The sequence below is a fragment of the Halorientalis marina genome (genome assembly GCF_023028345.1).
Classification (GTDB): Archaea; Halobacteriota; Halobacteria; order Halobacteriales; family Haloarculaceae; genus Halorientalis; species Halorientalis marina.
The window spans coordinates 212,553-239,154 of the sequence record NZ_CP095488.1; the positions used below are offsets into that span (position 1 = coordinate 212,553).

23 protein-coding genes and 3 pseudogenes are annotated in these 26,602 nt (G+C 59.7%); 10 read left to right on the forward strand and 16 right to left on the reverse strand.

All coding sequences use genetic code 11. From position 1 onward, the window contains the following. Positions 1-64: 64 nt before the first annotated feature. The 3 genes from MUG96_RS19980 to MUG96_RS19990 form a co-directional block, all read right to left on the reverse strand. The gene (locus tag MUG96_RS19980) at positions 65-2,938 is read right to left on the reverse strand and encodes a bacterio-opsin activator domain-containing protein (RefSeq protein ID WP_246988785.1); all 2,874 of its coding nucleotides are present in this window, start codon (positions 2,936-2,938) and stop codon (positions 65-67) included. Positions 2,939-3,276: 338 nt separating this feature from the next. Next, entirely contained in the window at positions 3,277-3,732 is a 456-nt protein-coding gene (locus tag MUG96_RS19985) for a hypothetical protein (RefSeq protein ID WP_246988787.1), read from the reverse strand. 56 nt (positions 3,733-3,788) lie between these two features. Further along, on the reverse strand, positions 3,789-4,595 hold the full coding sequence (locus MUG96_RS19990) for a sensor histidine kinase (protein ID WP_246988789.1): 807 nt from the start codon (positions 4,593-4,595) through the stop codon (positions 3,789-3,791). Positions 4,596-4,885: 290 nt separating this feature from the next. Here MUG96_RS19990 and MUG96_RS19995 point away from each other — a divergent pair, with 290 nt between their 5' ends. Next, complete coding sequence (locus MUG96_RS19995; RefSeq protein WP_246988791.1) at positions 4,886-5,551, forward strand: AIM24 family protein; 666 nt, start codon at positions 4,886-4,888, stop codon at positions 5,549-5,551. A 375-nt stretch (positions 5,552-5,926) separates the two neighbouring features. Here MUG96_RS19995 and MUG96_RS20000 read toward each other — a convergent pair whose 3' ends face one another. After that, a complete protein-coding gene (locus MUG96_RS20000; protein ID WP_246988793.1) occupies positions 5,927-7,129 on the reverse strand; it encodes a glycosyltransferase family 2 protein in 1,203 nt (400 codons plus the stop codon). Between the two features lie 274 nt (positions 7,130-7,403). Further along, on the reverse strand, positions 7,404-8,309 hold the full coding sequence (locus tag MUG96_RS20005; protein WP_246988795.1) for an alpha/beta fold hydrolase: 906 nt from the start codon (positions 8,307-8,309) through the stop codon (positions 7,404-7,406). Positions 8,310-8,625: 316 nt separating this feature from the next. On the opposite strand from MUG96_RS20005, the gene MUG96_RS20010 reads away from it, so the two are divergent. Next, positions 8,626-8,967: an ArsR/SmtB family transcription factor gene (locus MUG96_RS20010; protein ID WP_246988797.1), complete on the forward strand. Its 342-nt coding sequence runs from the start codon at positions 8,626-8,628 to the stop codon at positions 8,965-8,967. A 1-nt stretch (position 8,968) separates the two neighbouring features. Continuing rightward, entirely contained in the window at positions 8,969-9,286 is a 318-nt protein-coding gene (locus MUG96_RS20015) for a DUF7521 family protein (RefSeq protein WP_246988799.1), read from the forward strand. A gap of 206 nt (positions 9,287-9,492) precedes the next feature. Here MUG96_RS20015 and MUG96_RS20020 read toward each other — a convergent pair whose 3' ends face one another. The 3 genes from MUG96_RS20020 to MUG96_RS20030 all read right to left on the reverse strand — a co-directional run bounded on the left by MUG96_RS20020 (position 9,493) and on the right by MUG96_RS20030 (position 12,363). After that, on the reverse strand, positions 9,493-10,380 hold the full coding sequence (locus MUG96_RS20020; protein ID WP_246988801.1) for a CPBP family intramembrane glutamic endopeptidase: 888 nt from the start codon (positions 10,378-10,380) through the stop codon (positions 9,493-9,495). A gap of 334 nt (positions 10,381-10,714) precedes the next feature. Then, a complete protein-coding gene (locus MUG96_RS20025; protein ID WP_246988804.1) occupies positions 10,715-11,371 on the reverse strand; it encodes a helix-turn-helix domain-containing protein in 657 nt (218 codons plus the stop codon). Positions 11,372-11,736: 365 nt separating this feature from the next. Further along, positions 11,737-12,363, reverse strand: coding sequence for a histidine kinase N-terminal 7TM domain-containing protein (locus MUG96_RS20030; protein ID WP_246988805.1), 627 nt, complete (start codon positions 12,361-12,363; stop codon positions 11,737-11,739). Between the two features lie 237 nt (positions 12,364-12,600). Between MUG96_RS20030 and MUG96_RS20035 the strand changes: the two genes are divergently transcribed. Then, positions 12,601-13,749, forward strand: coding sequence for a DUF4367 domain-containing protein (locus MUG96_RS20035; RefSeq protein WP_246988807.1), 1,149 nt, complete (start codon positions 12,601-12,603; stop codon positions 13,747-13,749). Between the two features lie 210 nt (positions 13,750-13,959). Next, positions 13,960-14,196, forward strand: a complete 237-nt coding sequence (locus tag MUG96_RS20040) for a hypothetical protein (protein WP_246988809.1) — start codon at positions 13,960-13,962, stop codon at positions 14,194-14,196. Between the two features lie 263 nt (positions 14,197-14,459). On the opposite strand, the gene MUG96_RS20045 is transcribed toward MUG96_RS20040, so the two are convergent. Beyond that, positions 14,460-16,355 carry a HAMP domain-containing sensor histidine kinase gene (locus MUG96_RS20045; RefSeq protein WP_246988811.1) on the reverse strand — a complete coding sequence of 632 codons (1,896 nt, stop codon included), beginning with the start codon at positions 16,353-16,355 and terminating at the stop codon, positions 14,460-14,462. A 372-nt stretch (positions 16,356-16,727) separates the two neighbouring features. Beyond that, positions 16,728-17,072 (reverse strand): annotated as a pseudogene (locus MUG96_RS20050) (zinc ribbon domain-containing protein); the annotation flags it as partial. A gap of 90 nt (positions 17,073-17,162) precedes the next feature. Between MUG96_RS20050 and MUG96_RS20055 the strand changes: the two are divergent. Continuing rightward, positions 17,163-17,300, forward strand: a pseudogene (locus tag MUG96_RS20055) (tyrosine-type recombinase/integrase); the annotation flags it as partial. A 171-nt stretch (positions 17,301-17,471) separates the two neighbouring features. Here MUG96_RS20055 and MUG96_RS20060 read toward each other — a convergent pair. Both MUG96_RS20060 and MUG96_RS20065 read right to left on the reverse strand, forming a co-directional pair. Next, entirely contained in the window at positions 17,472-17,852 is a 381-nt protein-coding gene (locus MUG96_RS20060; RefSeq protein WP_246988813.1) for a type II toxin-antitoxin system VapC family toxin, read from the reverse strand. Continuing rightward, complete coding sequence (locus MUG96_RS20065) at positions 17,836-18,084, reverse strand: AbrB/MazE/SpoVT family DNA-binding domain-containing protein (RefSeq protein ID WP_246988815.1); 249 nt, start codon at positions 18,082-18,084, stop codon at positions 17,836-17,838. Before MUG96_RS20065 ends, MUG96_RS20060 begins: the two co-directional genes overlap by 17 nt. Before the next feature lie 693 nt (positions 18,085-18,777). Here MUG96_RS20065 and MUG96_RS20070 point away from each other — a divergent pair. Beyond that, positions 18,778-18,945, forward strand: a complete 168-nt coding sequence (locus tag MUG96_RS20070) for a hypothetical protein (protein WP_246988817.1) — start codon at positions 18,778-18,780, stop codon at positions 18,943-18,945. A gap of 183 nt (positions 18,946-19,128) precedes the next feature. Here the strand turns inward: MUG96_RS20070 and MUG96_RS20075 are convergent. Together MUG96_RS20075 and MUG96_RS20080 are read right to left on the reverse strand one after the other, a co-directional pair. Beyond that, a pseudogene (locus MUG96_RS20075) lies at positions 19,129-19,562 on the reverse strand (transposase); the annotation flags it as partial. A gap of 1,481 nt (positions 19,563-21,043) precedes the next feature. Next, positions 21,044-21,814, reverse strand: a complete 771-nt coding sequence (locus tag MUG96_RS20080) for a hypothetical protein (protein WP_246988819.1) — start codon at positions 21,812-21,814, stop codon at positions 21,044-21,046. Between the two features lie 181 nt (positions 21,815-21,995). Here MUG96_RS20080 and MUG96_RS20085 point away from each other — a divergent pair, with 181 nt between their 5' ends. After that, positions 21,996-22,628 carry a vWA domain-containing protein gene (locus tag MUG96_RS20085; RefSeq protein ID WP_246988821.1) on the forward strand — a complete coding sequence of 211 codons (633 nt, stop codon included), beginning with the start codon at positions 21,996-21,998 and terminating at the stop codon, positions 22,626-22,628. A 173-nt stretch (positions 22,629-22,801) separates the two neighbouring features. Here MUG96_RS20085 and MUG96_RS20090 read toward each other — a convergent pair whose 3' ends face one another. Beyond that, on the reverse strand, positions 22,802-23,224 hold the full coding sequence (locus MUG96_RS20090) for an HD domain-containing protein (protein WP_246988823.1): 423 nt from the start codon (positions 23,222-23,224) through the stop codon (positions 22,802-22,804). Between the two features lie 176 nt (positions 23,225-23,400). Between MUG96_RS20090 and MUG96_RS20095 the strand changes: the two genes are divergently transcribed. Both MUG96_RS20095 and MUG96_RS20100 read left to right on the forward strand, forming a co-directional pair. Further along, positions 23,401-24,051, forward strand: coding sequence for a helix-turn-helix domain-containing protein (locus tag MUG96_RS20095; RefSeq protein WP_246988825.1), 651 nt, complete (start codon positions 23,401-23,403; stop codon positions 24,049-24,051). Positions 24,052-24,145: 94 nt separating this feature from the next. Further along, positions 24,146-24,946 (forward strand): SWIM zinc finger family protein, encoded by an 801-nt coding sequence (locus MUG96_RS20100; protein WP_246988827.1) that lies wholly within the window; start codon positions 24,146-24,148, stop codon positions 24,944-24,946. A gap of 50 nt (positions 24,947-24,996) precedes the next feature. Here the strand turns inward: MUG96_RS20100 and MUG96_RS20105 are convergent, their stop codons facing one another. After that, positions 24,997-26,397 (reverse strand): ATP-binding protein, encoded by a 1,401-nt coding sequence (locus MUG96_RS20105; protein ID WP_246988829.1) that lies wholly within the window; start codon positions 26,395-26,397, stop codon positions 24,997-24,999. Between the last annotated feature and the right edge of the window lie 205 nt (positions 26,398-26,602).

Genomic DNA, 26,602 nt, shown 5'->3' on the forward strand with positions numbered 1-26,602 from the left:
TACACAGCGGACACGCGAATAGCAAGCAGTTCAACAGCGAACCGATTGCAAATAGAGGGGTTCGTTATTGAATCTCTGAAGACGCAGCCACCGACACGTTCCGGTCCTCGAAGAGCCCCCCGAACAACTTCCGCTGGACGGCCCGGATATGCTGGTAGAAGGCCGTCGGTGAGATATCGAGAGTCGCCGCGACACTCTCACCGGTGTTCTCCCGCGGGGACTCGAAGAACCCACTATAGTAGGCTGTCTGGAGGACTTCCAGCTGTCTGTCAGTGAGGTCCGCGAGGAAGTCGTCGTAGATATCGTGTTCGGCTGCCTGATCGAGTGTCTGCTTGCTGTGGAGTTCGACATCCCCGAACGTCTCGCGTACCAGTTGGGTAATGGTTCGGATATCGATGCTCTCCGGAACGTCGATTGTGAGTGTCGTGGTCGAATCGTCGGCAAGCGCCCCACGGAACACGGCACCGTGGCCGGCGAGCTCCAGCGCAAAAAACGGCTTGGTGAGTCCGAGCCGTACCACGCCACCCTTACCGTCCTCGCTGATTCGCTGGACGCCGTCGATGCCGAGCAGGTCGGTTGCCGCGTCTTCGACGGATTCAATCGCACCTTCTTCGACGGTCACGAACACGTAGCTTCCGTCCGCAGTTTGCTGGACGCCGCCCTGATAGGAGAGGGTACAGCCGGCTTCCCGCGCGAGTTGTGAGAGGATGAATGTCGAGTCGTCGATATCGAACTCGATACGCGTCATCGAGGTCGTCAGGAGCGCGTTCTTCCGTTCGATGGCACTGATTGCCGATGCGATCGTTTCCCCGAGTTCGCCCAACACTGCACGGGCAGTGTCGTCGAACGCGTCCCTGGTATCCGTGTAGACGGTCAGGACGCCGTGCATGACATCATTGTAGACGAGCGGAATACTCAACACGGACATGAAATCCCGGGTGAGCGCGTCAGCACGCCACGAGTCGTCACGGAGATTGGATGCGACGTTTGGAACCAGTGTCATCTCACCGGTCGCCGCGGTTTCGCCCGCCGGTTCCGTCCCCGAAGCACCGACCTCGAAAGACCGGGCATCGAGGTACCCCTGCTCCGCACCAGCCCACGCCCGTGCTTCGATTGTGTCGGTCGTGGAGTCGACGGTCCCGATCCAGGCGAAGCTGAATCGATCGTCGCTGGTCAGGAGTTCACAGACCGTGTGATCGATCTCGTCACGGGTCTCGGCCTGAACGAGCGCCTGGTCGATCGCCCGTATCGTCTCGTTGATCCGGTTGAGAGTCGTCAACTGTTCGTTTTGCTGTTGTAACTGCCGGTCCTGTTTCCGGAGCTGTGACTCCCGGGTGACCCGATCGAGCGCCGCTTCCGTCGTCGCAGCGAGCAGGTCGGCCAGTTCCCGAGTCACCTCGTCGAAGACACCAACCGTGTCCGACCCAGCGACGAAGACACCGTGATCGCCGAGCGGAATGTAGCTCGCGCTCCTGAGGTCTGTCGCCTGGTTCTCGAGGCGGTCGGATTCGTGAACGTCCGCGAAAAACAGCGTCGACCCGGAGATGAATCCGTGGCCGGGAAGCGTCTCATCATCCGCGTGCACCCGCGGGAGCGGGCCGTGAAGGTCCCGCATCGCCCGCGAGTGTGCGGCGGGACGCAATTCGTTGGAATCCGCGTCGAACAGGTAGACAGCGCTCGCCTCCAGGTCGAGTACCGGTGACACGTTATCGATGACCAACTGTGCGACCTCGTCGTGAGTCCCCGCGTATGGAAACTCCCGTGCGAGTTCCTGCAGTGCCGCCAGCGACTCCTCGCGCTGTTTGCGCTTCGTGATGTCACGACAGCTGTAGAGAAGTGTTCCGCCCTGAATGTCGACCTCCCTGACGGTGACCAGCAGCGTGTGTTCCCGGCCAGCCTTGTCAGTCGCGGTACACTCGATGTTCTTGAGAATCCCCTCGGCCGCGAGTTCCTCACGGTCGAAGAGATCCTCACCCAGGAGTTGATCGATTGTCCCCTGGTCGTGAATCTCCTCGGCGGTGTACCCGAAAATGAAGTGGACGTTCGGGCAGACGTACGTGTATTCATCGTCCTCGTTCGTGATGAGGACGGTATCGGTCATGTTATTGAGCGTGACACGATGGAGTTCTTCAGATTGTCGCAAGTCGCGTTCGAGCGTGACCCGATCCGTGATATCGACACCCTTGACGACGACCGACGTTACGTCACCGTACTCGTCTTCGACAGGCCGGACCGACAGGTCGATTACCTGCCGAGGATGCTCGTCTTGCGGATCCCAGATAGTCGCATTGCCAAACGATCCCGCGAGCGCACGCGACACGAGCTGTCGAACGTCATTCTGGACAGCAGACGAGTGTGTCCACCACTGGGATTCCCAGAACTCCGTCCCGATAGTGTGGTCCTCGTCGATCAATTCACGTGCCATCCGGTTCACGCGTTCGATTCGCCCCCCGCAATCGAGGACCCACGTCGCAGTCTGTGTGTCGTGGAATGCTGCGTCGAACTGTCGGCCTCGTTCGCGACGACGGTTCGTTTGCTCCGCAGAACGGAGCGCATCCTCGATGCGCGGCACTGCGCTTTCGATGGTCTGAGCCACTGGCTCCTTGACGACGATGTACTCAGTGACGCCCGCTGCGATGGATTCGCTAGCCACCTCTTCGTCGCCATCTGCCGTCCCGAGAAGGACTGGCAAGGTCGTCGTTTCGGCCCTGACGTCTTTCAGAAATTCGATGCCGGTCGTGTCGGAGAGCGTGTATTCCGTGACCACACAGTCGACTGTACGCTCCCGGATCGCGTCCAGTCCATCGGATGCTGTCGTTTCCCTCTGGACGGACGAGTCCATGTCTGCCTCGATTGTTTTCGTGAGTTCGTCCAGCCACGTCGCCCGGCCGACTACAAGGAGGTGCGACGTCTCGGCTGCCGACTCAGCACGAATCATGAATCCGTCGCGTGTCCCGAATAGCGATAGTTTGTCCTACTGCATCGATACGAAATCCGCACCTCTCGTTTTCTGCTGGCTCGTGGATTCACGATAGGTTAATAATTCAACCCCCGGCTCACAAAAATTGTTTGTTACTGAACCAGATGGGATCGATGCCACTACCACGAGGATCTCGCAAGCGTAACTAACCACGATACCGAAAGAAACGTTCCCTCGGTAATGCATTCCTCGAGCACGAGAGCAGCAACAAACCGTTTCTCGTGATCGGGTTCGGTGTCCTGTTCGTCCTCGGCGGAGCGTATTCGGCCTTCGAAGAGTTTTATCGATGATCGCAGTTACGGAACCTCTTCACGGGCAACCTCGCCAGAAACACCATCGACGGTGGCGGTGACGGCGACTTCGCCACCGCTCGAAGCGACGTGGACGGTGAGAGACGAAACGACTCCCGGTGTCGTCGTCGACGCCTCGCTGTCTGCTTCCACCGCTCGCACAGTTACCTCGTCGGCGTCCACGGCCTTGACGAAATTGACGCGGACGACGCCCTGATCTTCTCTGTAGGAAAACTCGAACGCGTCGTCAGGGACTGCATCAGCTCCCTCTTCGGGAAGGTCGCGACCGATCTGGGCCGTGGGTTTAGGGGTTGGCTCCGTTGATTGAACGAAGTCGATATCGACGCTGTCGTCCGTGAGCGCGGTCCTCACTGACAGACGGATCCCATCGATAGTGATCGAACTCCGCTTCCCCGACATCGCGAACTCGCTTTCGACCTGATCCTGTGACATCTCGTCCACGTCGTCACTCTCGAGTGCGAGGCCGGTTCTGATCTCCCGGCTCTCCGGTGCGAACGTCAGCGAGGAGAGGACGTCGGCCGATCGCCTGTCGAACCGTGTTCGACAGCGTCACCAGAACGCGACGCGTTCTGGAAGCTCTTGGAGCCGTGCTCCACGGCGTTCCGGAAGAGGTTCTCGAACAGTCGCCGAAGGCGACCAGGATCGGCCGATGTCGTCGGAAGCGTCCCGACCACGTTGAGCGTCGCTCCTCCCGTGTCGACGGACTCCCAGGCGTCCTCCGCGGCAGTCCGGATGGAAACCCCATCGGAAACGTTCAGCATCTCGTTTCCACGTGCAAGCGTGAGGACATCTCGTATAATCTGCTCCATCCGATCGTGCGCATCGGCGACCGCATCGAAATGCTCAGCGTCTCCCGTCTCCCGTGCCGCACGGAGGTGCGCCTTGGCGACGTCGAGCGGATTCCGCAGGTCGTGGCTGATCACGCTGGCAACCTGCCCGACCCCAGCAGTCTCGGCGGCGTCCGGGTAGCTATCGAGATCGGCGAAGACCAGATGGCCCGTGTCGTCACCGGAGGGGACGATTCGTGCGAGGAACGGGCCCGATCCGCCGAGTCCGTCGAGATAGATGCTGGCGGCGTCCCCACGGACGAGGTGGGTTTCGGGATCGGCGTCGCCACTCGGACGGACGGCGCTGAAGGCTACGAAACCCTCTCCGATCCGGGTGTTGGCCGAGAACCCGTCGAACGTCGCCTCGAACGCGTCGTTAGTTGCCGTGATTCGCGCCGCGTCGCTTTCCACCACGTATGCAACGACTGGATCCGGGTGAGCGTCGATCGGAATCCCGAATCCGTGTTCTTCCGTCATCGCTGGCACTCCGCACGTAGCCCCCTGTAACGGACACAGCCCGACGAGACGGCTGAGCACAACAATCACCACTCAGTTCCCCCGGCCGAGTGAATACGACCAGAACACCTCTCAATTGGCACTTCCGGTACGGGACGTGTTGGGCCACAAATAACAGTTATATGACAGCATCGGCCTGGGCGGACGTTAAGTGTTGTTCAATGCTGCTGGGTCAGAAACAGTGATTCCGTGTTTATACCAACTCGCCTCCTCGACTGGGATGCAGTCGACCGCTCGAAGCTCTCCAACCCATGACCGCAACTCAGTTCACCACAGACGAAATTCCGACGGATTCCGATGCACCGTTCCAACTAGAGAACAAATACACGCTCGATGTCGCCGTCGACGGATCTATCCTGGCAAAGGCAGGCTCGATGATCGCCTTCACCGGCGACCTCTCGTTCACCGGCAAAGGGTCCGCAGAAGGAGGTATCACCGGCTTCATCAAGGAAGCAGCCACGGGCGAGGGGACGCCCGTAATGGTCGTCGAAGGCGACGGCCACGCGTACCTCGCCGACAGTGAAAAGAAAGTCCAGCTGCTCGAACTCGACACAAACGAATCGATCACTGTCAACGGTGAGGACGTGCTGGCGTTCGAGTCACGCGTGTCCTACGAGATCACCTCGATGGACAGTCTCGCCGGTATGTTCGCCGGCGGGTTCACGAACGTCTATCTCGAAGGGCCCGGCTACGTCGCCATCACGACCCACGGTGACCCGATCGTCCTCGAACCGCCCGTCAGAACCGATCCGAGCGCGACAGTCGCCTGGAGCGGGACGACGCCGGACGTGGACGTCAACAAGAACCTCTCCGACATGGTCGGACAGGAATCGGGCGAACGGGTGCAGATGAACTTCGACGGCAGTGGCGGGTACGTCGTCGTACAACCGTACGAGGAGCACGTCGGCCAGAACTGACACGGATCTCGGCACAATCCCCGTGTCGTCCAGGCCCATCTTCTCTGCCGATCTGTCCCGGCAATCGGGCAATTCGACTACTGAACTTTCAGGTCGCAAGCATCGCCGACGAGGGCGTCGCTTCCGGGTACGACCACATACCCGGACACTCTTTTCTCGAACGCCAAACACGGTTCCACGTGGTGTTTTGCTAGGGTGAAACGGCAGTGACCCTGCCGTCGGATACGGCTCGTTCACCCGGAGCACGGACAGTCAGTTGCCAACGGCTGAAGCAGTTGGCTTTCGCGCGTTTCCGCTGTGACGGCGGGCGAGAGAGCGACGAGCGACTCGCAATCGACGCTCCACGGAGCGGATCGAGTTCCGTCGATCGACCACTCAGACACCCTTGCTGACGGTGTACCAGCCGCCATCCCAGGTGAAGACGTATTCGACGACCGCTTTGATACCGACGAGACTGTACAACGGGAGGAGTATGGGCGTGAGGAGCCAACCGGTCCCGATCGTATCCAGCCTGCCTGCCCGTGCGTCGTAGATACGCATCGCCAGTGCCGAGGCGAACAGCGTCAGGACTGGCAGGACCAGCCACGACGTGACGCCGTTGAGAACGAGGACAACCGCCTTCGAGACTAGCGAGAGCATGAAGAGGTTCCCCAGCACCGATCCGGCACAGATCAGCGGTGAGAGGACGGATCGATAGGTCCGCGGCGTGCGACAATCCAGAACGAGACTGTGGAGGACCTGAGCGTAGCCGGTCATCCACCGCTTGCGCTGGCCCCACCAGTCCATCAGGGTGTGCGCCCCCTCGATGGTCGAGGTGTGGGAGATGTCCTCGACGACATCCAGGTCCGCCTCGTAACACTCGAACGCGAAGTCGTAGTCCTCGGTGAGTTTCGCCGGATCGTACCCACCGACCGATTCGAAAGCCTCCCGGCGCATGACGACGGTGCGGCTGGCAGCCATCGTGAAATCGGTCGCAAGCATGAGGAGGCGCTGACTGAGATCGCCGAGCACGACGGACTCGTAATACGCCATCGTCTCGACGAGCCCATCCGGTTCCGGGACCGTTCGCCCCTGGACGACGTCACAGTCGTCGAGGTTCCCAACTGCGGCGGACACGAACTCCGAATCGACGCGTTCGTCGGCGTCGAAGACCGCCAGATATGCGGTGTCGGTTTCTTCGGCAGCGTAGTTGATCGCGCCGGCTTTGCTTCCGGGGTTCCGCGTGTTCACTAGCAGACTGACGCGCTCGTGCTGGTCGGCGTACTGTCGAGCGCGTTCGATCGATGGTTCGTCGTCCGGTTCAGCGACGACGAGGATCCGGAGGTTCTCGTATTGGCTGTCGAGCAAACTCTCGACACTCCGGTGGAGGACGGCGGCGTCACGATACACTGGAACGACCGCCGTGACCGTTGGTCCGTTTGTCGGGAACCAAGCGGTACTGGTCAGCCCGACCTGGCCGAACAGCGTCAGCACTGACAGTCCGAACAACCCAGTCACGGTCAAGCAGGCAACGACGGCTTGCAGCACGACGACGGTGCCGACACCGATGATGGCTGGTGTCGCCACCGCGATAGTCATCATCCCTTGGAGATAGCCCGTTAGACCCACGGTCGTAACGACCGTTACGAAGGCTACGGTGCCAGCTGCTTCACCACAAGTCGTCGGGACGAGGTCTCGGAACCAATTCGAGACCCGTGATACCACTGTCTGAAGTTTGTCATGGACTGCTCTCCTGGAGGGTGGGCGAGGGCGGGAACGCATCTCTCCCTGACCTTCACAGCAAGGTCGGTTATTATACCAGACACTGTTTCAGAGTCAGCAGATCTGCAATCCGTTACTTCAGTCCACTCAGTTAACAAGCACTGGACGAGAGATGACGGAGTACCGCTTCAGTCACTTCTTCGCACTCGTGATGGACCCAATGTGACGCGCCAGGAAACATCCGTAACTCTCCGTTTTCACAGTGGTCAATACTCTTTTCAGCCATCGAAGGGACGAGTGCGATGTCATCTTCGCCCCAGCAAATCAGCGTCGGCTGGGTAACGGTGTTGCGTGAGGGGTTTTCCGAACGACGGAACCCACGGTACCAGTTTATCCTCGGTTCGATGCCGGTGTGCCGCCAGGCCGCCTTGTAGCGGGCAATCGTTTCGGCGTCGAACGTGCCGGGATTCGACGTTATTTCGAGCGAATCGACCATATTGTCCATGTCGTTCCGACGCAACAGCCATTCGGGAAGCTTCGGTACCTGATAAAACCAGACGTACCAGCTCCGAGCGATCTGTTCGAGGCTCGACCGTAGGGTATCTCGATACACTGTCGGATGCGGGACGTTGAAGATCCCGAGTCGATCGACGACAGACGGATGACGGAGCGCGACGTTCCAGGCGACGAACCCGCCGAAATCGTGCCCAACTACGTGGGCTGATTCCCGACCCTCCCCGCGGATCAAGTCGCAGACGTCGGCTGCTAATTCTGATTGGCGATAGGCATCGATTCCATCGGGAGCCTGACTCAGATTACAACCCCGTTGGTCCGGGACAACCACACGGAAGCCCGCTTCGACGAGCGGACGGATTTGGTCACGCCAGCCATACCAGAAATCGGGATGCCCGTGCAGGAGGACGACCAATGGCGCGTCTGACTCCCCAGCGGCCACGACATGTAGCTGCACGTCATTAATATCGCGATAGGTGGACTCTACACCGAGATCGGCTCGTAACGACGCATCTGTGTCCGTTGGTGTCTTCGTGACTGACATGGATCGAAATTCGACCCGCTGCTGGATGTGGTGACTGCCACACTCATGAGGTTGCTTTATACACCGCTCGATCAGAATCGCGTCGGCTAGGATACCTTGGAACAAATCGAGCCGTGTGGCTAACGAGATTCTGGACGAACTCAGTTGGAGTATTGTCCGCGTGTTTTTGCGAGATCACGTCGTTAGCGAACTTCAGGGGGCCATTTCGCTAAACACACGCCCTTCGAATTTCCTGATAGCTTCACTGGCTGAAGCCAGCCAGAGACACTGGGACGGCACAACACATATTGACACGACAGGAGATGAACCAGATAGCGTGTCCGACGTGCGAGATCCGGAAGCGCTCGCAGACCTGCTCGGTGACGAGTGTGCGCGCACGATCCTCATCGAGGCGAAAAAAGAGCCCCGCTCGGCGGCAGAGCTCAGCGACTGCGCCGGAGTCTCGGAACCGACGGTCTACCGACGTCTCGAACGACTCCGCGAGTACGATCTCGTTACCGAAGACATCCAACCAGTCACCGACGGGAAGAATTACAAGCTCTATCGGACGGAACTCGACGGCATCGAACTCGACCTCAGCGAGGACGGCTTCGAAATCACAGTCTCGCGTCGTGAACGGATGGCCGACCGCTTCACACAGTTCGTAGAGGGTACCTGATATGCTCGATGGACCGCTCCAGTCGATCGATCTCGAAACGCTCCGAACAGTTCGCCAGGCCAGCGAGGCCATCATCATTCTCTTCGGGCTGGCGATTAGCTACATCGCCTACACGGCATACCGACAGAATCGGAGCCGCCCGATGTTGTTCATCGCGGTCGGGTTCGTTCTGGTGTTGTTCGTTCCGGGCGCTGTAGCAGTTGTCCTGTTTCTGGTGCTGGGCGTGCCCAGTCCGATCGTCAACAGCGTCAACCAGTTCTTCGAACTCGCAGGCCTCGGACTGATTCTCTATGGACTGTGGGTGCCACGGCGGGACTGACACTGTCGACCGCTCCGCGATACCCACGGACGGGCGACCGAACACTGATCGTGTGAGCATCCAGACCAGGCCGTCGCAAGTTGGCATTCGAAGCGTGAACGGACGAGCGCGATCAGTGAGTCAGAGCGTGCTCGCCGTCGAAAATTGAGTGTATGTTTCCTGCACGATACGGTGCTGAAACAGGCACAGTCACTTGGAGAGGCCTGCTATGGTGCGGTCGAAGTCGTTCCGGGACCCCGGCGCGGATCGAGCGAGCGCCCGTCGCGGGAGAGAAGAACCAGCGCGACCAGCCAGGTTGCGAGGGCCATACCCAGCATCACGATGTCGGGAAAGCCGCTGGACTGGATGACGTCGACAGGAATCGGGTACAGTGTACTAGAGGCGTTGATGCTGGCGTGGAACAACATTGCGAGCAGGACACTGCCGCCGGTGCCGTTGAACAGCCACGTCAGCAGGACGCTGAACCCGAGAACGCCGACGGCGTAGGGCAGGAACGACTGGCCGTACTGCGAAGAGGCCTGGATGGCAAAAACCGGCAGGTGCCAGACAGCCCAGACGACGCCGATGACCAGGCTCGCCCCGGTCCCACCGTAGGCCGCCTGCAACCGCGGGAGAGCGAATCCACGCCAGCCGAGTTCCTCCTGTCCCCCGCCGAGAAACAGGACGAAGACGAACTGGACCGGATACATCGGGAGTCGCTGGACGAGCACCGAAAGGTCCAGCACGCCGCCGCTGGCCGCATACAGTGCCGACCCGACCGGGATCATCGCGGGCGTGAGAAAGAGTGCGACGAAATACCACTTTGGATGCTGTCGCCAGTCGAGGACGCTCTTCAGGAGGGCACGCACGGTGCCGTCACCGCGCCACGTCATGATGACAGCCGCAATGGCTGGGCCGAAGCCGCCGACTACAATCGGGAGCGTGCCGAGTCCGGCAGGAATCGCGAGGCCGAGTGTGTCTTGGAACGCCAGCGGGAGCCACATCGCCCAGGAGACACCGAGCGTCAGCGCGAAGAACGCGACGGACTCGCGAAGGGCTTTGCTGTCGTCGAGCGATGCGTCGGGGCCGACGGGCATGGCAGTCGTCGTTGCCATAGACGAACGTAAGAGCGGTAAGAAAAAGCCACCACGTGGCTGGCTTCAGTCGCTGAAGCTAGGCCCCATGGATTCACATACTCTTCACCTGGTCGATAGACCACGTTCTTCCAGCTCGGGTTGCGGCGAAGCCGCAACCACTCGTAGCAAAAACGTGGGCGAAAAACGCCGACTGGTCGGCTTCGCCTCGCAGTCGGTGAACCGCGTTCACTTCGTTCGCGCGGATGCTGGCCATCCGTTTCTCGGTCTGACGGTCCACTCACCGAATTTTCGGCGTACACGACACCTGTGGATCGATCTCTGACACCCTCGATTTGGGTATGTATGTTGTCGCTCAGCGCACGAGTTCGGTGAAGACCCGCTCTTCGACTTTTCGAAGGTGTTCGCCGACCGTTCCCGGAGAGATTCCGACGACTTCGGCGACGTCCTCGAGTGACCCCTGGCGAGGCTCGCTATAGTATTCCAGTTCGACTGCCGCCTCGAGTACTTCTTCCTGCCGAGCCGTGATCATCCTGCCGAACGACGACGTATCGGCCTCAAAGTCACCCATGTCGATGATCTCGAACGTGGTGTTCTCCCGTTCGTCGACGAATTCGGATTGCCGCCTGAACGTCTCATCGGTTCCCAGGTACGTGACTTTGAGATTATCGTCGGACGTAAAGTGGATCGGCGTATCGACGACCAGAAGTGATTCTCGCTGAAGTTCCAGGGCATGCCGCAGTTCCTCGGTCGGTTCGAATTGGCTCACAGCCATCCAGCGGTCCTCCCCGGCAGTGAGATAGTTGAGAACGTGCGGGGAGCCCTCCATGATTTGCCTGTACCGTTCCTGATCGCCGCTTGCCTCGGCAAACAGCAGTACCGTCTCGTCTCCAAGAAGCTCCACGTGGTGAATGGCCCGCCGCTCGATAGCGGACTCTTCCGTCAACTTCTGTCCGAGCGGATGGAATGCACTCCCTCCGCCCGGTTTGACCAGCACCGTGAGGTACCGCATATGATAGCGTAGGGCGCGTTGTATTAAATCTCCAATGAAAGACACAGGCACTCTCCGGACGGTGTACTGCCAGGGAGTGTCTCCTCACGAACTTTGACGGTTTTCCGCGGGAATTCCGAACCAAGGCGGTTTTCGACGGAGGACGATCGTGAAACCGCTGCTACGTACTTATATCCCACCACTGGTGAGGCAGTTTGCCTACTGTCGTGTGCCGAGAACTGTCTCTCGTGGACGATGCAAGAGCAGAAGCCCCCGACCACCGACCGGCTCCCTGACGAGGCGGTCACAGCCCTCCCTGATGACGCCATTGTCGACCGCGAATCACACGAGAATGCTCCTGCAATTGTAATCCGGGCCGACCGGGTTCAGGCAGTCCTCTCGGTGCTTCGCTCGACTGGGACCTCGTTGAACGCAAACCTGGCGAGTGCCCACATTCCAACGGCAAACCGGAGCAGGTATGGAGTGACTACGACGGCTACCACCGTGACGACCTGCCAGGGGCTGACCCGGTCGTGGGTGCCCGTGAGTCTGTACAGCACCCACGCTCCGTAACAGAACGCCGCGACTGCGGCCAGGAGTGTGGCTATCGTGAGGAGACCTGCGACGATCGAAGCGGGATTCTCCTGTGAGATCGGCGCGTTCGTGGCGACGACGGTGAGCGACGCGAGCAGTGCGAGTGCGGTCACGCCCGGCGTGCGCCACTCCGCTCGCCCGGCGTAACTCCGGACGTACACTAGCCACGCGACCGGGATTGCGAACGATCCCGCGTCTCTGCCGACTTCCCACACCCACGCGGTCGTGACCAGAGCCGACAGCCCCGGGAGTGCCGGCACGAGGATACAAACCGCCCAGAGCGTCGACGCAGCGAGCACTGCGGCGAACGGACGCGCGCTCGGCCTGTCCGAACGGACTGCGACGCGAAGCGGGTACCCCAGCGCCGTGACTGCTACTGCTCCCGTCACCACCGCCACCGTTGCTGGCACCGTGCTCACGTGTGTGCACTCACGCTCGCGCGGGCGGAAGAACCCCGATCCACGGTCGGTCTCGCTATCACACTCCGACGCGGGGTCGCCAGGAACTTGTACAGCAACAGACCGTTTCAGGCTCTGAAACGGACACCGAACACCTAAACAGCAGACGAATCGGCCGGTTTATACTTTTGTCCGATTGTCCGAGTCGGAACAGCCGGTTCCCGGTTTATGTTGGTAGGAGCCAGAGATGAGTGTGCAATGGTCCCAGACAACCTGCGTGCTGCCCTCCTAGCAGTCACGTTCGGCTCGCTGTTGGTGTGTTCCAGTGTCGTTACTGGAGCAGCCGTAGCGAGCCAGCAACCGACTCCAGAACAGTCTGTACAAACGACACAGTCCTCCGCCGACGGCAACGACTCGTCGGCCCCCGATGGCGATGCAGTTGTCGAGACGTTCCGCGACCGGTTCGCCTCGATCGAGACCGTCGTCATGACGGTGGAAACCGATATGCAACTCAACGACGACCAGTCGAGGACCACCGAACAACGACTGTGGGCGGACTACGAGAACAACCGAATTCGAATAGAAAGGGAATCCAACGGGACGGAGACAGTCACTGTCCGCAACGAGAGTAAGACGGTAATATACAACGCCGACGAAAACACCGTCAGTACATTCGATAACACCGGCAGTGTCGGCTCCCGAACAATGGTCAACGGAATTCTCAACAACACCGAACTGACCTACGAGACGACCGAGCGCCTCGACGGCGAGCAGACCTATCGGTTGAGTGTGACCCCGAACGAGAGCGCGATGGCCGGCCCTGACTCGGTTGAGACCACCCTCTGGATCGATACGGAGACGTACTTCCCCGAGAAATTCCACAGCGTCAGCGACAGTGAGAACTTCGACTACGAGATAACCGGCGAGTTCCGAAACGTCACGGTGAACGAGGCGATTCCGGATTCGCGGTTCGAGATCGACGTTCCCGATGACGCCGAGAAGCCGGATTACGCGTCGAACATGGAGACGTACGACTCCCTGACGGCGGTCGAGGACGGCACCGATCACACGGTTCCCGACCCGGACGTGCCCGACGCCTATAGCTTCACGGAGGCCACTGTATTCAACAGCTCGGACCACCACAGTGTCAGTCTCCGGTACGAGTCGGACGATGGCGATACAATCAGGGTCTCCGCCAGTGGCGCGATGGAGTTCGACGAGGACGAGCGAGATTCGTTCGAGACGGTTGTGGTGAACGGTCACTCCGCCTACTACACGGAGTTCGAGTTCGGCGGGAACACCACCTCGTCACTGATGGTGACCTGTGGCGACACCACCTACACCGTCTACGGTGACCTATCGAAGTCAGAGACGATCGATATCGCCGAATCACTGGACTGCGAGTAATACACGTCGGCACGCCGTTAGGCTCGCCCCAGTGATTTCATCGCGATTCGTCAATATGTCCCGCGTCCCGGGTCAGGGGAGACGTGCTCGGCCGCGGTACACCTGCCAGCCGTCCTCGGTCGCACCGTGGGTGTAGCTCGCAGGCAGGTCGATCCCCCAGACCCGGAGACGGGGCTCGACGTTGTCGACGTCCGTGCCGACGTATGGGCCGTGATCGAGGAGCGTCGGGTGTACAGTAGCGTGTTCCAGCCGGAAGATGGGGGGTGCCTCGCCGGCATCCAGCGGGGCACGGTCACACTCGATGCGGACCCGGAAATCGGTTCGAAGGCGCTCGTCGGCGGCGTCGTCATCGATTCACACCGGGACGGCGTGGGGCTGGTCGCTGGGCAACATCGCCGTGACGTAGGTGGTGGTCCGCTTCTCGAACAGGTCGTGGAGTGGCTCTGAGACGGGAGCCAGCATACCGGGGTACGGCTGCGCGAGTATTAGCCGCGTTCCTGCAGGAGGGCACGTTCGACCGCGGGGCCCACCGAAACGATCCCGCGTCGATAACGGGGTCGGAACCGGGTCCAATGCGTTCCTCGAGAACGTCCCGGACGGCACCGTGGCGCCCGTCGACGAACACCGTCGAGACAGAGTTCCGCGGGGCGACCTCGTCGACGACCTGTCCGAATAGTGATCCCGTTTCGTGGTGAACGGCGGAGAGGATGTTACCCCTGCGCGGCGATATCGGTGAACGTTATTCTGACCGTCGTTCCGTCGTCGACCTCGAAAGAAAGCGTATCGTCGAGTGCATTGACTCCCCACTTGAGTTGCCAGAGCCCCAATCCGCGTCCGTGCTGGAGGTCGGTTTCGGTTCCTGCTGCTAGCGACTCGAGTTCGGTCGATGGAATCCCGGGGCCGTCGTCGCTGATATCGATCCTGTGCCCATCGGCTGTCGACGTTATCGAAACGGTGACGTTCGACTCCGCGTAGGTGATCGCGTTCTCCAGCGGACTCACCAGCGTCGTCCGCAGTATCTCGGCATCGGTCTGGACCGTCGCTGTCGACGGGAACTCCGTGTCGACGGTGACTTCACCCGTCTCGAACTGTGAGAGCAGTTCTGGAACGACCGACGTGAGATCGACCGCCGTTGGCTCGGGGTCGCGAGCCATCAGATGGTCGATTCGCCGGGCGCGAGTCCCGATCGCCGCCAGTCGATCCGTTGCTGTCAGCACGGACTCGGCGTGGTTACCGTTCGTGCGCTCGGCCAGTTGCTCCGTGTGGCTCCTGATCACGTCGAGTCGGTTCCGGAGGTTGTGTCTGAGCAGCCGATTGAACACTTCGAGCCGTTGTTCGCGCTGTTCGCGCTCCTCGATAAACCGCTCCAGATCGTCACGCATGTCCACCATCGCCTCACCGACGGGTCCCGGGATTTCTTCGTCGAGCGCCTCGTCGTCGAACTCTCGCTGGGCGATCTTCTTCGCCTGTTCGGTGATCGTCTCGATGTACGCTTTCGTCCTGAACAGACTCGTTCTCAGTTGCCCGACCTCGTCGACCCGGTTCTCGTCGGGGATGTCCACCGCCAGGTCACCCTCTGCGATCGCCTCCGCCTGGTTCGATAGCCGCCCGATCGAACTGATCGGGCCGAAGTGGATTATCCCACTGATCAACAGGAAGCCGACGACCGTGAGCCCGATCAGCCCCGCGAGATCGGTTCGCACCTGCTCGGTTACGGCGAGTGCACTCGATTTGGGCACCTCTTTGACGACGACCCAGTTGACGCCGTCGCTCGGGACGCTGTGGTACCCTCTTACCTCGGTCTCGTCCAGTTCGGCACCGCTGAGAGGCGCGAACTGATTGGGCCGGTCCTCGATCCGTGACTCGACCTCGGTGACGGTCGCTTCCCCCTTGTACGGACGAAACTCGTTCGGGCTCTCCTTCTCGAACATCACGTACCCACTCACACCGCCGAGAACGACGGTGCTGGTGCCGTTGATCGCATCGGCCGCCGCTGCGACCCGGGTGCTCGGATGGTACTCGCCGATGAGCACGTGGTCGCCATCACGCGTCGGCGAGGCGATCGCGACCGACATGCTACCGTTGTCCAGATACACCCACGAGACGAGTGTATCCGTCGTGCTATCGAACTGGAAGGCCACCTCCTCGCCGCTGACGGTCTGTCCCCAGTCGATCCCCGTCGCAGCCAGCGGTTCGCCCGCCAGCGGATCGGTGCTGGCGACGACCAGCTCCGTCGTCCCGTTCGACGGCTGCTCTTCCGGGCGGGCGACGACGTGGAGGCTGACGAGTTCCGGAGAGGTTCGGTTCAGCTCGTTGGCGAGGGTGTTTTCCGTTCGCGTCCGGTTCGACGGGTCGATGCCTTGATGCGAGGACAGCAACCGGACCGACTCCTGTTCACCCTCGAACCATCTGGCGAGGCTCTCGGCTTCGAGTTCCGCGTTGGCCTCGACGGACTCCAACTGCTCCGCCGTCACCCGGTCGGAGACCTGCGTCGCGATCACGATCCCCCCAGCAATTATGACCATCGTGATCACCAGTGAGACAGTCAGGAGCTTCACCGCGTACCGCGAGCGCACCGACTCCGGGAGGACCCCCTTACTGTCCATGAGATATTTTTTACCGAGGAGGAAAATAAAACACACCCACCTTCCTTCAGCGAGGGAGTCCCGCCGTTCACGTCGTTGACGAGACGCTCCGCGTCTCGTTCGCACACCAGAACGCGAAGCGTTCTGGGGACGGGCGGGAATCGCGTAAGCTCTGAAAGGCAACCAACACTCACTGGCCCGGCCAACTCCCAATTATATATATAGCAAGTGCCACACGCGGCATGTAGATGGAGATTCAGCGTACCGCTGTCGTCAAACTCTCCGTCCCCGACGAGCGCCGCGACGACATGAAGCGCACCATGAACACGTTTCGGGACGCCGCACAGCGGTTTGCCGACCGGGGATAGAAGGGCGACGACAACGGCTACGTGATTACGTCGCGCTCTCGGCTTCAGCCACTCGTCTATGACGACATACGGGAAGACACAGGGTTCCCCCACTGGGGGTTGAGCCCACGGACACGGAGAGGTTCGCAGGTTCGTCGTCACGGTGGACGATGACCTGCGTTTCGGACTGTGCCAGTACAGCCCCCGCCTCGGACAGCGGTTTCGAGAACTTGCCCAAGGCTCGTTTGCCAATATTCAGCGCACCGTTCTTGTCTGCGTTGTCGTCCAGCCCACACTCGGGACACTCGAAGCGCCCCTGCGTCTCACGGACGCCCTCGCAGGTACAGCGGTTGCACGTGTTCGACGTGTCGTATTCTTCGACTAATGGAATAAATCAAGTCACGCCTGAGCTAGAGATACTTGCGAAATCAGTATTGAGGGGCCTCACGGCTGCGAAGCTAAGTTCAAAAATGAGGGAACACACGCCCTTCGGCACGGCGTCGCTTGCCGGATGACGAACAACGAAGACGGGAACACGCTCTACGATGTCCGGAATCGGTTCCGGCACCGAAGTATTCAGCCGACCGAACAGATCTACGATCATATTATCGAAGCATGATCCAGAAAGTCTGGAACAAGAGTAGAGCGACGGTGATGGCGCCGTTCTGGCTCATCGGCGGTCCATCCTTGCAATCCTCGCGTATTCTCTATGTCTTTAGCGGGGTCTGGTATCTTCTGATGGTGTGACCGGCATCGAATTGTGACGGAGGACGAACGGAATGAGACACCGTCACACGTCGTCGGGTTCGAGCGGCACCCGGTCGATTTCCAGGTCGTCATAATCCTGTTCTGTACCGAGGATTCGCTCGCCCATCGTTTCGGCAATGGCGGCGTGTATCGCGTCGAACGTGGTCATGCCGTGTTCGTCTTGATATGTGGCCGCTTTCAACACTGCCTGTTGGTGGTCCTCGGGGACCACGGGAACCATGTCGAGGAGGTTGGCGACGGCGCGAACCCGATCAATATCGTACTCCTCGGCCAGGAGAAGGAACTCGGTGTAGGCCACGATCGACGTAACCACCTCGTGTTCCGTGAGTGCCTCCTCAGCGTTTTCCTGCAACCAGTCACTCTCTTTCGCGAGCGCCAGGAGAAAATCAGTCTCGACGTACATCAGCGCGCGCCTCCTCCGTCGCCTTCGCGCGGGCTCGCTCACGGAGTTCGTCGACACTCTCGTCCTCAAATGCGTCGCCGACAGCGTCGCGGAGCCCCTCGAAGGGGTTCTCGTCGACGGGGATAAGCTCAATCCGGTTCTGGTATTCGACGATATGGAACCGCTCGCCGTAGCGATCACGGAGTTCTGACGCCAGGTATAATCGGCCTCGGTCGTCGGCTTCGACGGTCATACTGATACATCTGTGGGAAGAAAACAAAAGTCTTCCCACGGTCTGCGGATCTTTCCAGCCGCTACCGATCTATGTTACTTGATTTCTCGTCGCTTCGGAAGCCGTGTGTAATTAAACCGGTATTTCGGAACCCCGTGTCTTCAATTCGAGTCTTGCCGGTTTCTCAGCTACCGTCCAGTGAATAATTGCCGACACCCCCTCTCCGTATTCAATTGAGCTACCGGAATTCTTGCATGTGCTTGATCCTAAGAGATGCGAATGGACGAATTGCTATCCTATGCTAATTCGCCGGGGAGTAGCGCGACGATATCTGAGCACGGTATCAACGAGTGAGAACATGCCGGCACCTACGTCAAGACCTGTTTCGAGTGTGGCGAACCGACGATTCCTGACAATGCCCGGTGCGACGACTGTCGCGAGTAGGCCGGCGGCGCGACAGGATCGCAAGCAGCGGGATCAGCCACACCCTCCTTGCGATGCCGACCTCACAAAGGTGGTCTGCGATACGCTGGCGGATAGATTACCAACCATGAGAGCGCTGTCTACCGGCGCGAAAAGACGAAGTGAACAAATTGGTAACTAATACACAAAAATCGTTTTTTGACCCGTCTCTAACTCCCTCAACGTAGTTCGGCCGCCCACTGATCCACAACACAACTACGGGGCGCGACCGGGCTATGGAGAGTATCAACTATGAAAGGAGAAGATGAGAACGAAGACGATGACGAATCGGTTCGTGAAACGAGGGGACCGGTGACAACGATTCACTGGAATCGGTGGCAGACGATTCTCGGGACAGTCCTCTATGCTGCAACACTCGCGAGTATGGTGTTCGGAGCAGTAATGTATCTCGTCGCTTGAGACGGGGGCGGAGAATCCAACCTGGCCGTTGGCCGCCCACTAATCCACACCAATACCATTCAATAACACGGTAATAAAAATATCGGCGTCGGGGCACCCTGCTATCAGGCTCGAACTCGGCGCCAGTCCGACACCACTGTACACCTGTGCCCGTGCATGGACGCGGCTTCGGGCGTGCGTTTACCCGAGGCCGCAGTCCTTCAATGACTCGTTGGTTCGTTCGACGCCAGTCCGGCGGTTGTACGTCTCGTCCAGCGTCAATTGCTTCAGTCAAAAGTCTTCGCTGTGTTCGGTGATGCGGTCTTCGACCCGGTACTCGGTACTGGGTGGATCGTCGGTGTTTTGTGCGTTGTACGGAGCGACTGGCACGACTTCTGCGGCCAACAGGTGGTCGTGCCAGTCGACCGTATCGTCGGCGCTGTCACCGACTATCCAGACCGGCGTGGTGACGGCGAGCGCATCACTTGTGACGCGCAGTACCGTCTCCTCTGGCGCATGCTTACTCTTGGTGAACTCAGCTGCAATCGGGTTTTTTGCCTGGTCGAGATGATTGTACAACCGTAGCCGTAGTAGTGTCCTTCGTCGGTTGGATCGTAGCACTTCGATGCATCTTGATCGGTGTCTCGCTTTCGTCCGCGAAATCTGCTATCTTGGCCTGTGTCTCGAGTTTCTGGCCTTCGAGGTGGTGGATGATGTGGTTGAGTTTCTCTTCGGGGATATCGTACTCGAACATCTCCGCGACGGCGTCCTCAAGCACGGTGACAGCGGCCTCGTGCTCCCCAGCGGTGTCGAGGGCTGCTGAGTGGGCATTTGCCCGTGCGTACACTGGCTCCCAGCCCGGAAGGAATTCGTGCTCCGATGCGATCTCGATCGCGTCTGAGAACTGCCGTGTCGAGAGTTCGTAGCAGTTCTGACCGCGGAGCCGGTGACCTTTCGAGACTGCCAGTTCGTATCGCGCACGCCCCTCGAGATACTCGAGGCCGATACCAACTGCAACCGTGGCAGCAGCATCGAACAGTAACTCGCCGAGCCGTGAATCGGTTCGGCTAATCTCACCCGACCAGTACAGCGCATTCGCGAGGACGTATGCGAACTCGTCCCGAGATTGACGAGCCCCCATGCAGAGGAGTTTTCGCCAGGCCTCGTCGCGCTCCGAGTATGCCAGATTCTCGGCGCGCGTTTTCCGCCCTTCGTAGTCGCCGTCCATCCACCACTGGCGCTCAAGCACGAAGTCTTGCGTCGCTCCGATCCCCTTTGTTGTGACCAGCTGTGCGAGGGAACAGGTGAGCAGCAGGCCAGTGTCGCGGCGCTCGATCGACGCACGGTCGAATCCCAGGTCATCCAGCAACCGATCTGTCAGTGCCGGCGCCGATGAGACCGTAGCCATCACCTCAGCAATACTGTCCAGCAGCATCACAGACCCCACGCCCTCTGCGCTGTCGATTGCCTCAACCAGTGTCTTGAGTTCGTCGGCGGTGGAGACTGACAATCCGACTGGAGAGACAATCGCACTGCGGACCAGCGGGTACCGGTAGGAATGCAGTCGACCAGCGGTGTATCGGTTGACACAAGCGAGTGTCTCGATCAACGCCCCGATTTCACGAAGGTCGAGAAACGCGCCGCACATCGCAGGAACCTGGATTGGGTCGTCGAACGTCGAGAGGAGCGCCCGAACAGCATCTACGTCGCCGTCGATTACCGCGAGACACTGGTGCCTGAGTGTCGAGCCAGGGAGAAAGAGGCGCTGTTCGTGGGAGTCATGTCGAACGGACACCCTGGCAAGACCGTGGTCTTCGGGAAGCGTGACGACCACCGCCGGGGCAGACTCGTCCTGCTCGGGCGTCGCTACGACCGCATCGGTCGTACTGGTGACGGCCAGATCTGCCGTCGACTCTGCCGACTCAAGGGTGAGGCGATAGCCGCACTGCCCGTCGTCGATGTCGTCCGCGACCTGGGTGACGGTCACGGTTGCCTCGCCGTCCAGCGAGACATCCCAGCGACATCGGTCAGCCATGTACGCACATATGCCGGCTATACCCCATTACTGTTTGCCGAACATCACATTTCCAAATCAGAGTAGAGTGTTGTCGGCGGCGGTTCACTCGGTCTGCGATGGCGCGTCTCCGTAGTACCGTTTACACAACCGGGCGACCGGCATCTCCTCGATTTGGTGCCGTGCCATGTGGCGCACGTAGTCTGTGTAATCGTCCTTCGTAGCTGGCGTGGCTAGCGGCGCGTCATCTGGAAGCGGGGCCAGTACGGACGCGCCGACCCGGCGATCGAGATCGTCGAGAGTGGTGCTCGTGCTTGTGTCATTGCGGAGGGCTGTAGCATCCTCGCGAATCCGTTCGAGGTGGTCAAGTGTCTCAATGTGCTCCTGGCAGTCACCCTCCGGGAGGTCGACACCGTCGGGTTGAGGCACGTTGAATGCGTGTATCCAGTTCCCGCCGACGCGGTGCAGATTCTGGAACTCTTCGAGCGAGGCACAGTCATAGGCATCGCGACGCGTAATCCAACCGCCGAAGCGATAGCGCCGCCAGCATTTGACACCCCTGATGTACACGGGATTCTCGCCGTGATCAGGCGCCAGCTGAATTGTGCCACTGTCGGAGTCAGGTTCCTGGCCCGGTGGATAGCCGTGCCACGGCTCGTCACCTGTGGCGCTGACAGCGAGGTCGTCGCAGGCCTGGCAGACCGGATTCGAATAGCCGACCGGGAGGTTCGACGCGGCCGCTTCTGGCGTCCCGCAGATCGCACAGCGAAGTCGGACTGACTCGGGGTTGTCCATATCGGCAGCGACGAGGACATCGTCGGCTGGTACGGCGGCGGGCACGAGGTGTTCGGTGTCGAGTGTCTCCCTGTCGAACATAGACGTGCGCTCTGACTACTGGGAGTTCGCAGTGCCGGATTGTAAATATGTCAACCGATAAATCATCTATCACTGTCTTCTGACAGCATGTCCACCAGCAGCGTCAGTCCTTCACGGGATTCTCACTCGTTTTGCCCCGCGCCGACCGAACATTATTATGTCAATAGAACAAATATTATGCATGAAAACTCACGTCACTTTCGTACTGGATTCTTCCGGATCGATGTCGAAAATCGCGGACGACACGAAAGGCGGGTTCAATATCTTCCTCCAAGAACAGCGCGAGGAAGAAGGGTCCGCCACAGTCACGCTCTACGATTTCAGCGACACTGTGGAGATGGTCTATCAGGACATTCCGATTGCGGACGCGCCGAAACTCGACAACGAGAACTATCGACCGGGCGGGAAGACCGCGCTCCACGATGCAATCACGCGGGCGATCGACGAAACAGCCGATCACATCGAGACAGCACCAGACAGTGACCGGCCGGACAACGTCATCGTGGTCGTGTTGACCGACGGCAAAGAGAATGCTTCCGAGACGCCACAGGACGCCGTCCGCGAACGCGTCAAGCAACGACAGGACGAAGGCTGGGAGTTCCTATTCATCGGCGCCAATCAGGACGCCGCACTGACAGCCGAGAAAATGGGCATGGACCGCGACAAATCTCTCGACATGAGCCACAGCGGCGAAGGCACAAAGGAAGCCTATCGATCGACATCGCGGAACATCAGCGAAGCCCGACAAAAGGGCCAGACCGGTGGGTATACCGAGGAAGATCGTCGGCGACAGGAACAGGCAGACGATTCTTGAATGTGGACGATTTGAGATGCCGGAGACGTTCGTCTGCCGCAACTGTAAGCGCAAGTTCCCGGTCAAGGACCACGCTCAGAGTGCCCTCTGCTATGATTGCTGGTTAGTGTTGATGGGCAACTGAACGCGATTGCAATATCTCTGTAAGGGCATCCCAGAGGGAGAGTGAGGAGTCAGTCGCCCTGAAGCCGCTGCCAAGCCGAATGGTAGGTTGCCTGCTTCTCAAGGACGTCATCCGACACCTCTGGCAGGCGCGTGATGTCCATATTGTCCTCGATGTCCGCAAATTTGACCGCTCGCGCGATGTCGTTTTCCGCGACCCGCGGAATAAAATCATCGAGATAATCCTCACCATCACGCTTGGTCATCGCATCGACCGCATCCCGAATCTCAGCATCGAATGCATCCTCAATCTGACCCAAGTCGTACTCTGAATCCTCAACGACATCATGCAGTACCGCGACAACCCGTTGGCGACGCGTCTCCACCTGTTCCATTACGCGAAGCGGATGGCGGATGTAGGTCTCGCCCGCCTTGTCGGTCTGTCCTTCGTAGGCATCGAGAGCAATCTCGATTGCACGTTCTAAATCGTCCATGGATTATGATATCGCACCAGCAGCAAAAGAGTGTGAGGGAGTTGCCCCCTGAATCTTGGACGACGGGGCCATCATATTCCTGTGTTCCTGGGTACGACAGGGGTAGGCTTCTATTGTGGTTGGTCACAGGAGCAGGGCGGCGACGTTTTACCAGCGTTGAGTTCGTAGAAAGTGACATGACTGGAGAGGACCGCCGGTTCAACGTGGATGAACGAGGGAGTCTTGATTTGCGGCCAGTTGGCCCAGGCAGTTGCGAATGGGAATTGTCGTTCACGACGCCGGAGGGCGAGCAGATTACCGTCGAGTTGCCGCCTGAAGCGCGCCATGAGCTGCTCACCTCGCTCAGGACGCACTCTGGCGACAGTCGCGACCGAAACGGTATGTCACCCGAGCAGCGCGACGGACGGCAGGAAACAACTGCGGATACGGAGGAGGATTTACCCCTCCTGCCGGAGAACCCAACGCTAGAATTCGAGAAATATCTCTCGATGCATCGCGCACTCGGGAATCAAACGCGGTACGAGATCCTGCGGTTGCTTGTTCAGGAGGGAGAACTGAGTCCCGATGCTATTGAACGAGAGCTGGCTATCGACGAAAAAGAACCCGTAGTGGACCACGTTGAGACGCTGTGTGATGTGTTCTTGGTCGAGCGATGGGAGTACACGGAACACGGAACGACGGAGACGTCGACGACGTATCGACCGACGGTGTTCGGCCGGGTTGCGCTAACTGACGGAATCCACGAACTGATTCGCAATGAACGGAATTTCGAGGAGATGTACGATAGTGAGGCCAGTGATGAGAGTGAAAATGTAAACGCTCAGTGAACTGTTCGACGGTGAAGAGGATGTCGGCGGTGGGGCTGGGGACAGGACTGATTGAACCGGAAACGGTACGACTGTAAGCGGCATACTCGTGGGCATGAACGTCGACGAGGCGACGATCCGGAAGCGGTGTACGGATGCCGTCTTCGAGCGTGGTGTGAACTACCGCGACGAGGGACGTATCCAGCGCCTCGACCGCTTCGACGAGCGGGTTACGGCGACAGTCCATGGGTCGAGCTTGTACGACGTGACTGTCGAGTTTGATGGGCGAGACCTCGACACGCGGTGTACCTGTCCGTATGCTGGAAGCGGCGACTGCAAGCACGTTGTCGCCGTATTGCTGGATGTCGCCGCGAGCCCGCCACGGGACGAAAGTGAGGACATCGAGACAGTCCTCGCAGACGTATCCGCCGAGGAGCTACGTGCGTTCGTCCGCGATGCACTCGCCGAGAACGCGGAGCTGCGCGACCAGTTTCTCGCACGCTTCGGCGATGACCACAAATCGGTCGACGAGTACCGCAAGGAAATCGGCCACCTGTTCGAGGCACACGCTGACCCGGTCGTGTTCGAAGCCATCGACTTCTCGCGGTTTTTCGAGATTGCCGAGGAGTACCGCGACCGCGAACGGCATCTCGCGGCCGCCACTGTCTACCGAGCACTCTTCGAGGAGGTCGACGAGCGATACAACCTAGTCGACGGTGCCTACGATCACTACGCACGGGCCATCCAGCGGGCACTCGATGGCTACGTGGAGTGTGTCCTCGCGACCAATCCAGATCCCGAAGCGTTCGACACGTACGTCGGCGTGCTAGAGACGCGAGCAACGACGGAACCACGAATCAACGACGAGCAGTTCCGGCGCGCGCTCGACGACCTCGAAGATCGATACAATGCCTGATACCACACGACAGCACACCGCTGCCGAGCACACTTGAGGGTCCTTCGTTGTCACCCATCGATACCGCCCGGCACGATGTCACTGGGCGTGAACAGTGACAGGTCGTCACGTTCCGCAGCCACCTGTCGCAGGCCATCGGAAAACCCGGAGCGGCAGAAACAGCAATACTGCTCCGTCCGGTTGCTTTCGTTGGCTGGCGTCCACTGGACCTCTGATGTTGTCCGTTCGAGGTCGGCCAAGTCGCCTTCGGTCATCTCTCGGCTGGTGTACTTGCACTCGCCTGCAACAAGTGTGCCGTCACTCGCGAGTCCCACGACGTCGATCTCGTGCTGTTTGTGCCACCAGTAGCCGATACCCTGGTACGTTTTGGGGATCAGCGACGGAAGCGCGTTCTGACAGACTCGCTCGAACATCGTTCCCATGTAGTCGGTGAAGGTTGGCTCGACGGCCTGCTCGTAAGCGTCTTCGTCAAGCTGGACGAGTTCGCCCTGCTGGCCGTAGACGTACCGGAACCAGAACCGGAACAGCGGTTCCTTCAGCCGGTACCGACTCTTCCGCGTCGAGTTAGGATCGGCGGTCACGGGAATATCGCGTTCGACGAGACGCAGTCTGCGGAGCTTCGAGAGATACGAACCCAGCGCGTTGGAGTCGACCCCCGCGAACCCGGCGATCTCGTTGGCAGCTCGCTTGCCGGTCGCGATTGCCCGGAGAATCGTGTAGTACGTCTGTGGCTCCCGAATCCCGAACTCCGTCCGCAGCAGGAACTCCGGTTCGTTGTGGAGGACGCCGTGTTCCGAGAGTACCTGTGACTGGACGTTCTCTGCCAGCGAGCGAGATGGATCGAGCGCCTGGAGATAGTACGGCGTCCCGCCGAAGACACTCCAAGCCTGGATGACTGTGTCCGGGTCGTCGCTGGGGTAGAACTGCTGTGCGTCCGCGAGGTCGAGCGGGGGGAGGTCGATGGTCGCCGTTCGACGGCCGTACAACGGGCTGCCACCGCTGAGGACCTTGTCTTCCATGATGCTGATCGACGAGCCGACGAGCACGAGTGTCGTGTCCGTCTCCTCGAGATGCGTGTCCCAGACGCGCTGTATTTTCGACGGGAGTGCGTCGTCGGATTCGACGAGATAGGGGAATTCGTCCAGGACGACGATTGCGTCTTCGCGACCGAGTGCCCGGAGTAGGGCTTCCCAGTCGCGCTGAATGTCCTCCAGTAGTGGAACCGTCTCGCTGGCCGTGTCGACGAAGTTAGCGAGTTGTGCGGCCGCGGTCTCCTCGGTTGCCTGCCAGTAGACGGAGTCCTCACGGCTCTGAACCGCTTCACGCACGAGCGAACTCTTGCCGAGCCGTCGTCGCCCGTAGACAACAATCAGTTCGGCACTGTCGCTCTCGAACCGCGAATTTAGCAGTTCAAGTTCGTCCTCCCGGTTGACGAAACGTTGGTTAGCCATACGTACTATCCCCTCCCAGCACCGATTATGCTTTCGACTATCTAAATCTCGATTTTACTAACTTCGATTTTACTATTTTCCAGTATATTTCACTGGCTGGTCACTGGGACCAAGACACGGCAATCGACGGGTCTAAATCGGTCAATAGCGGGCTCGCGCAATAATTTGCGGAGGAGTAGAAATATTACGCTCGAATGTTTGCTGT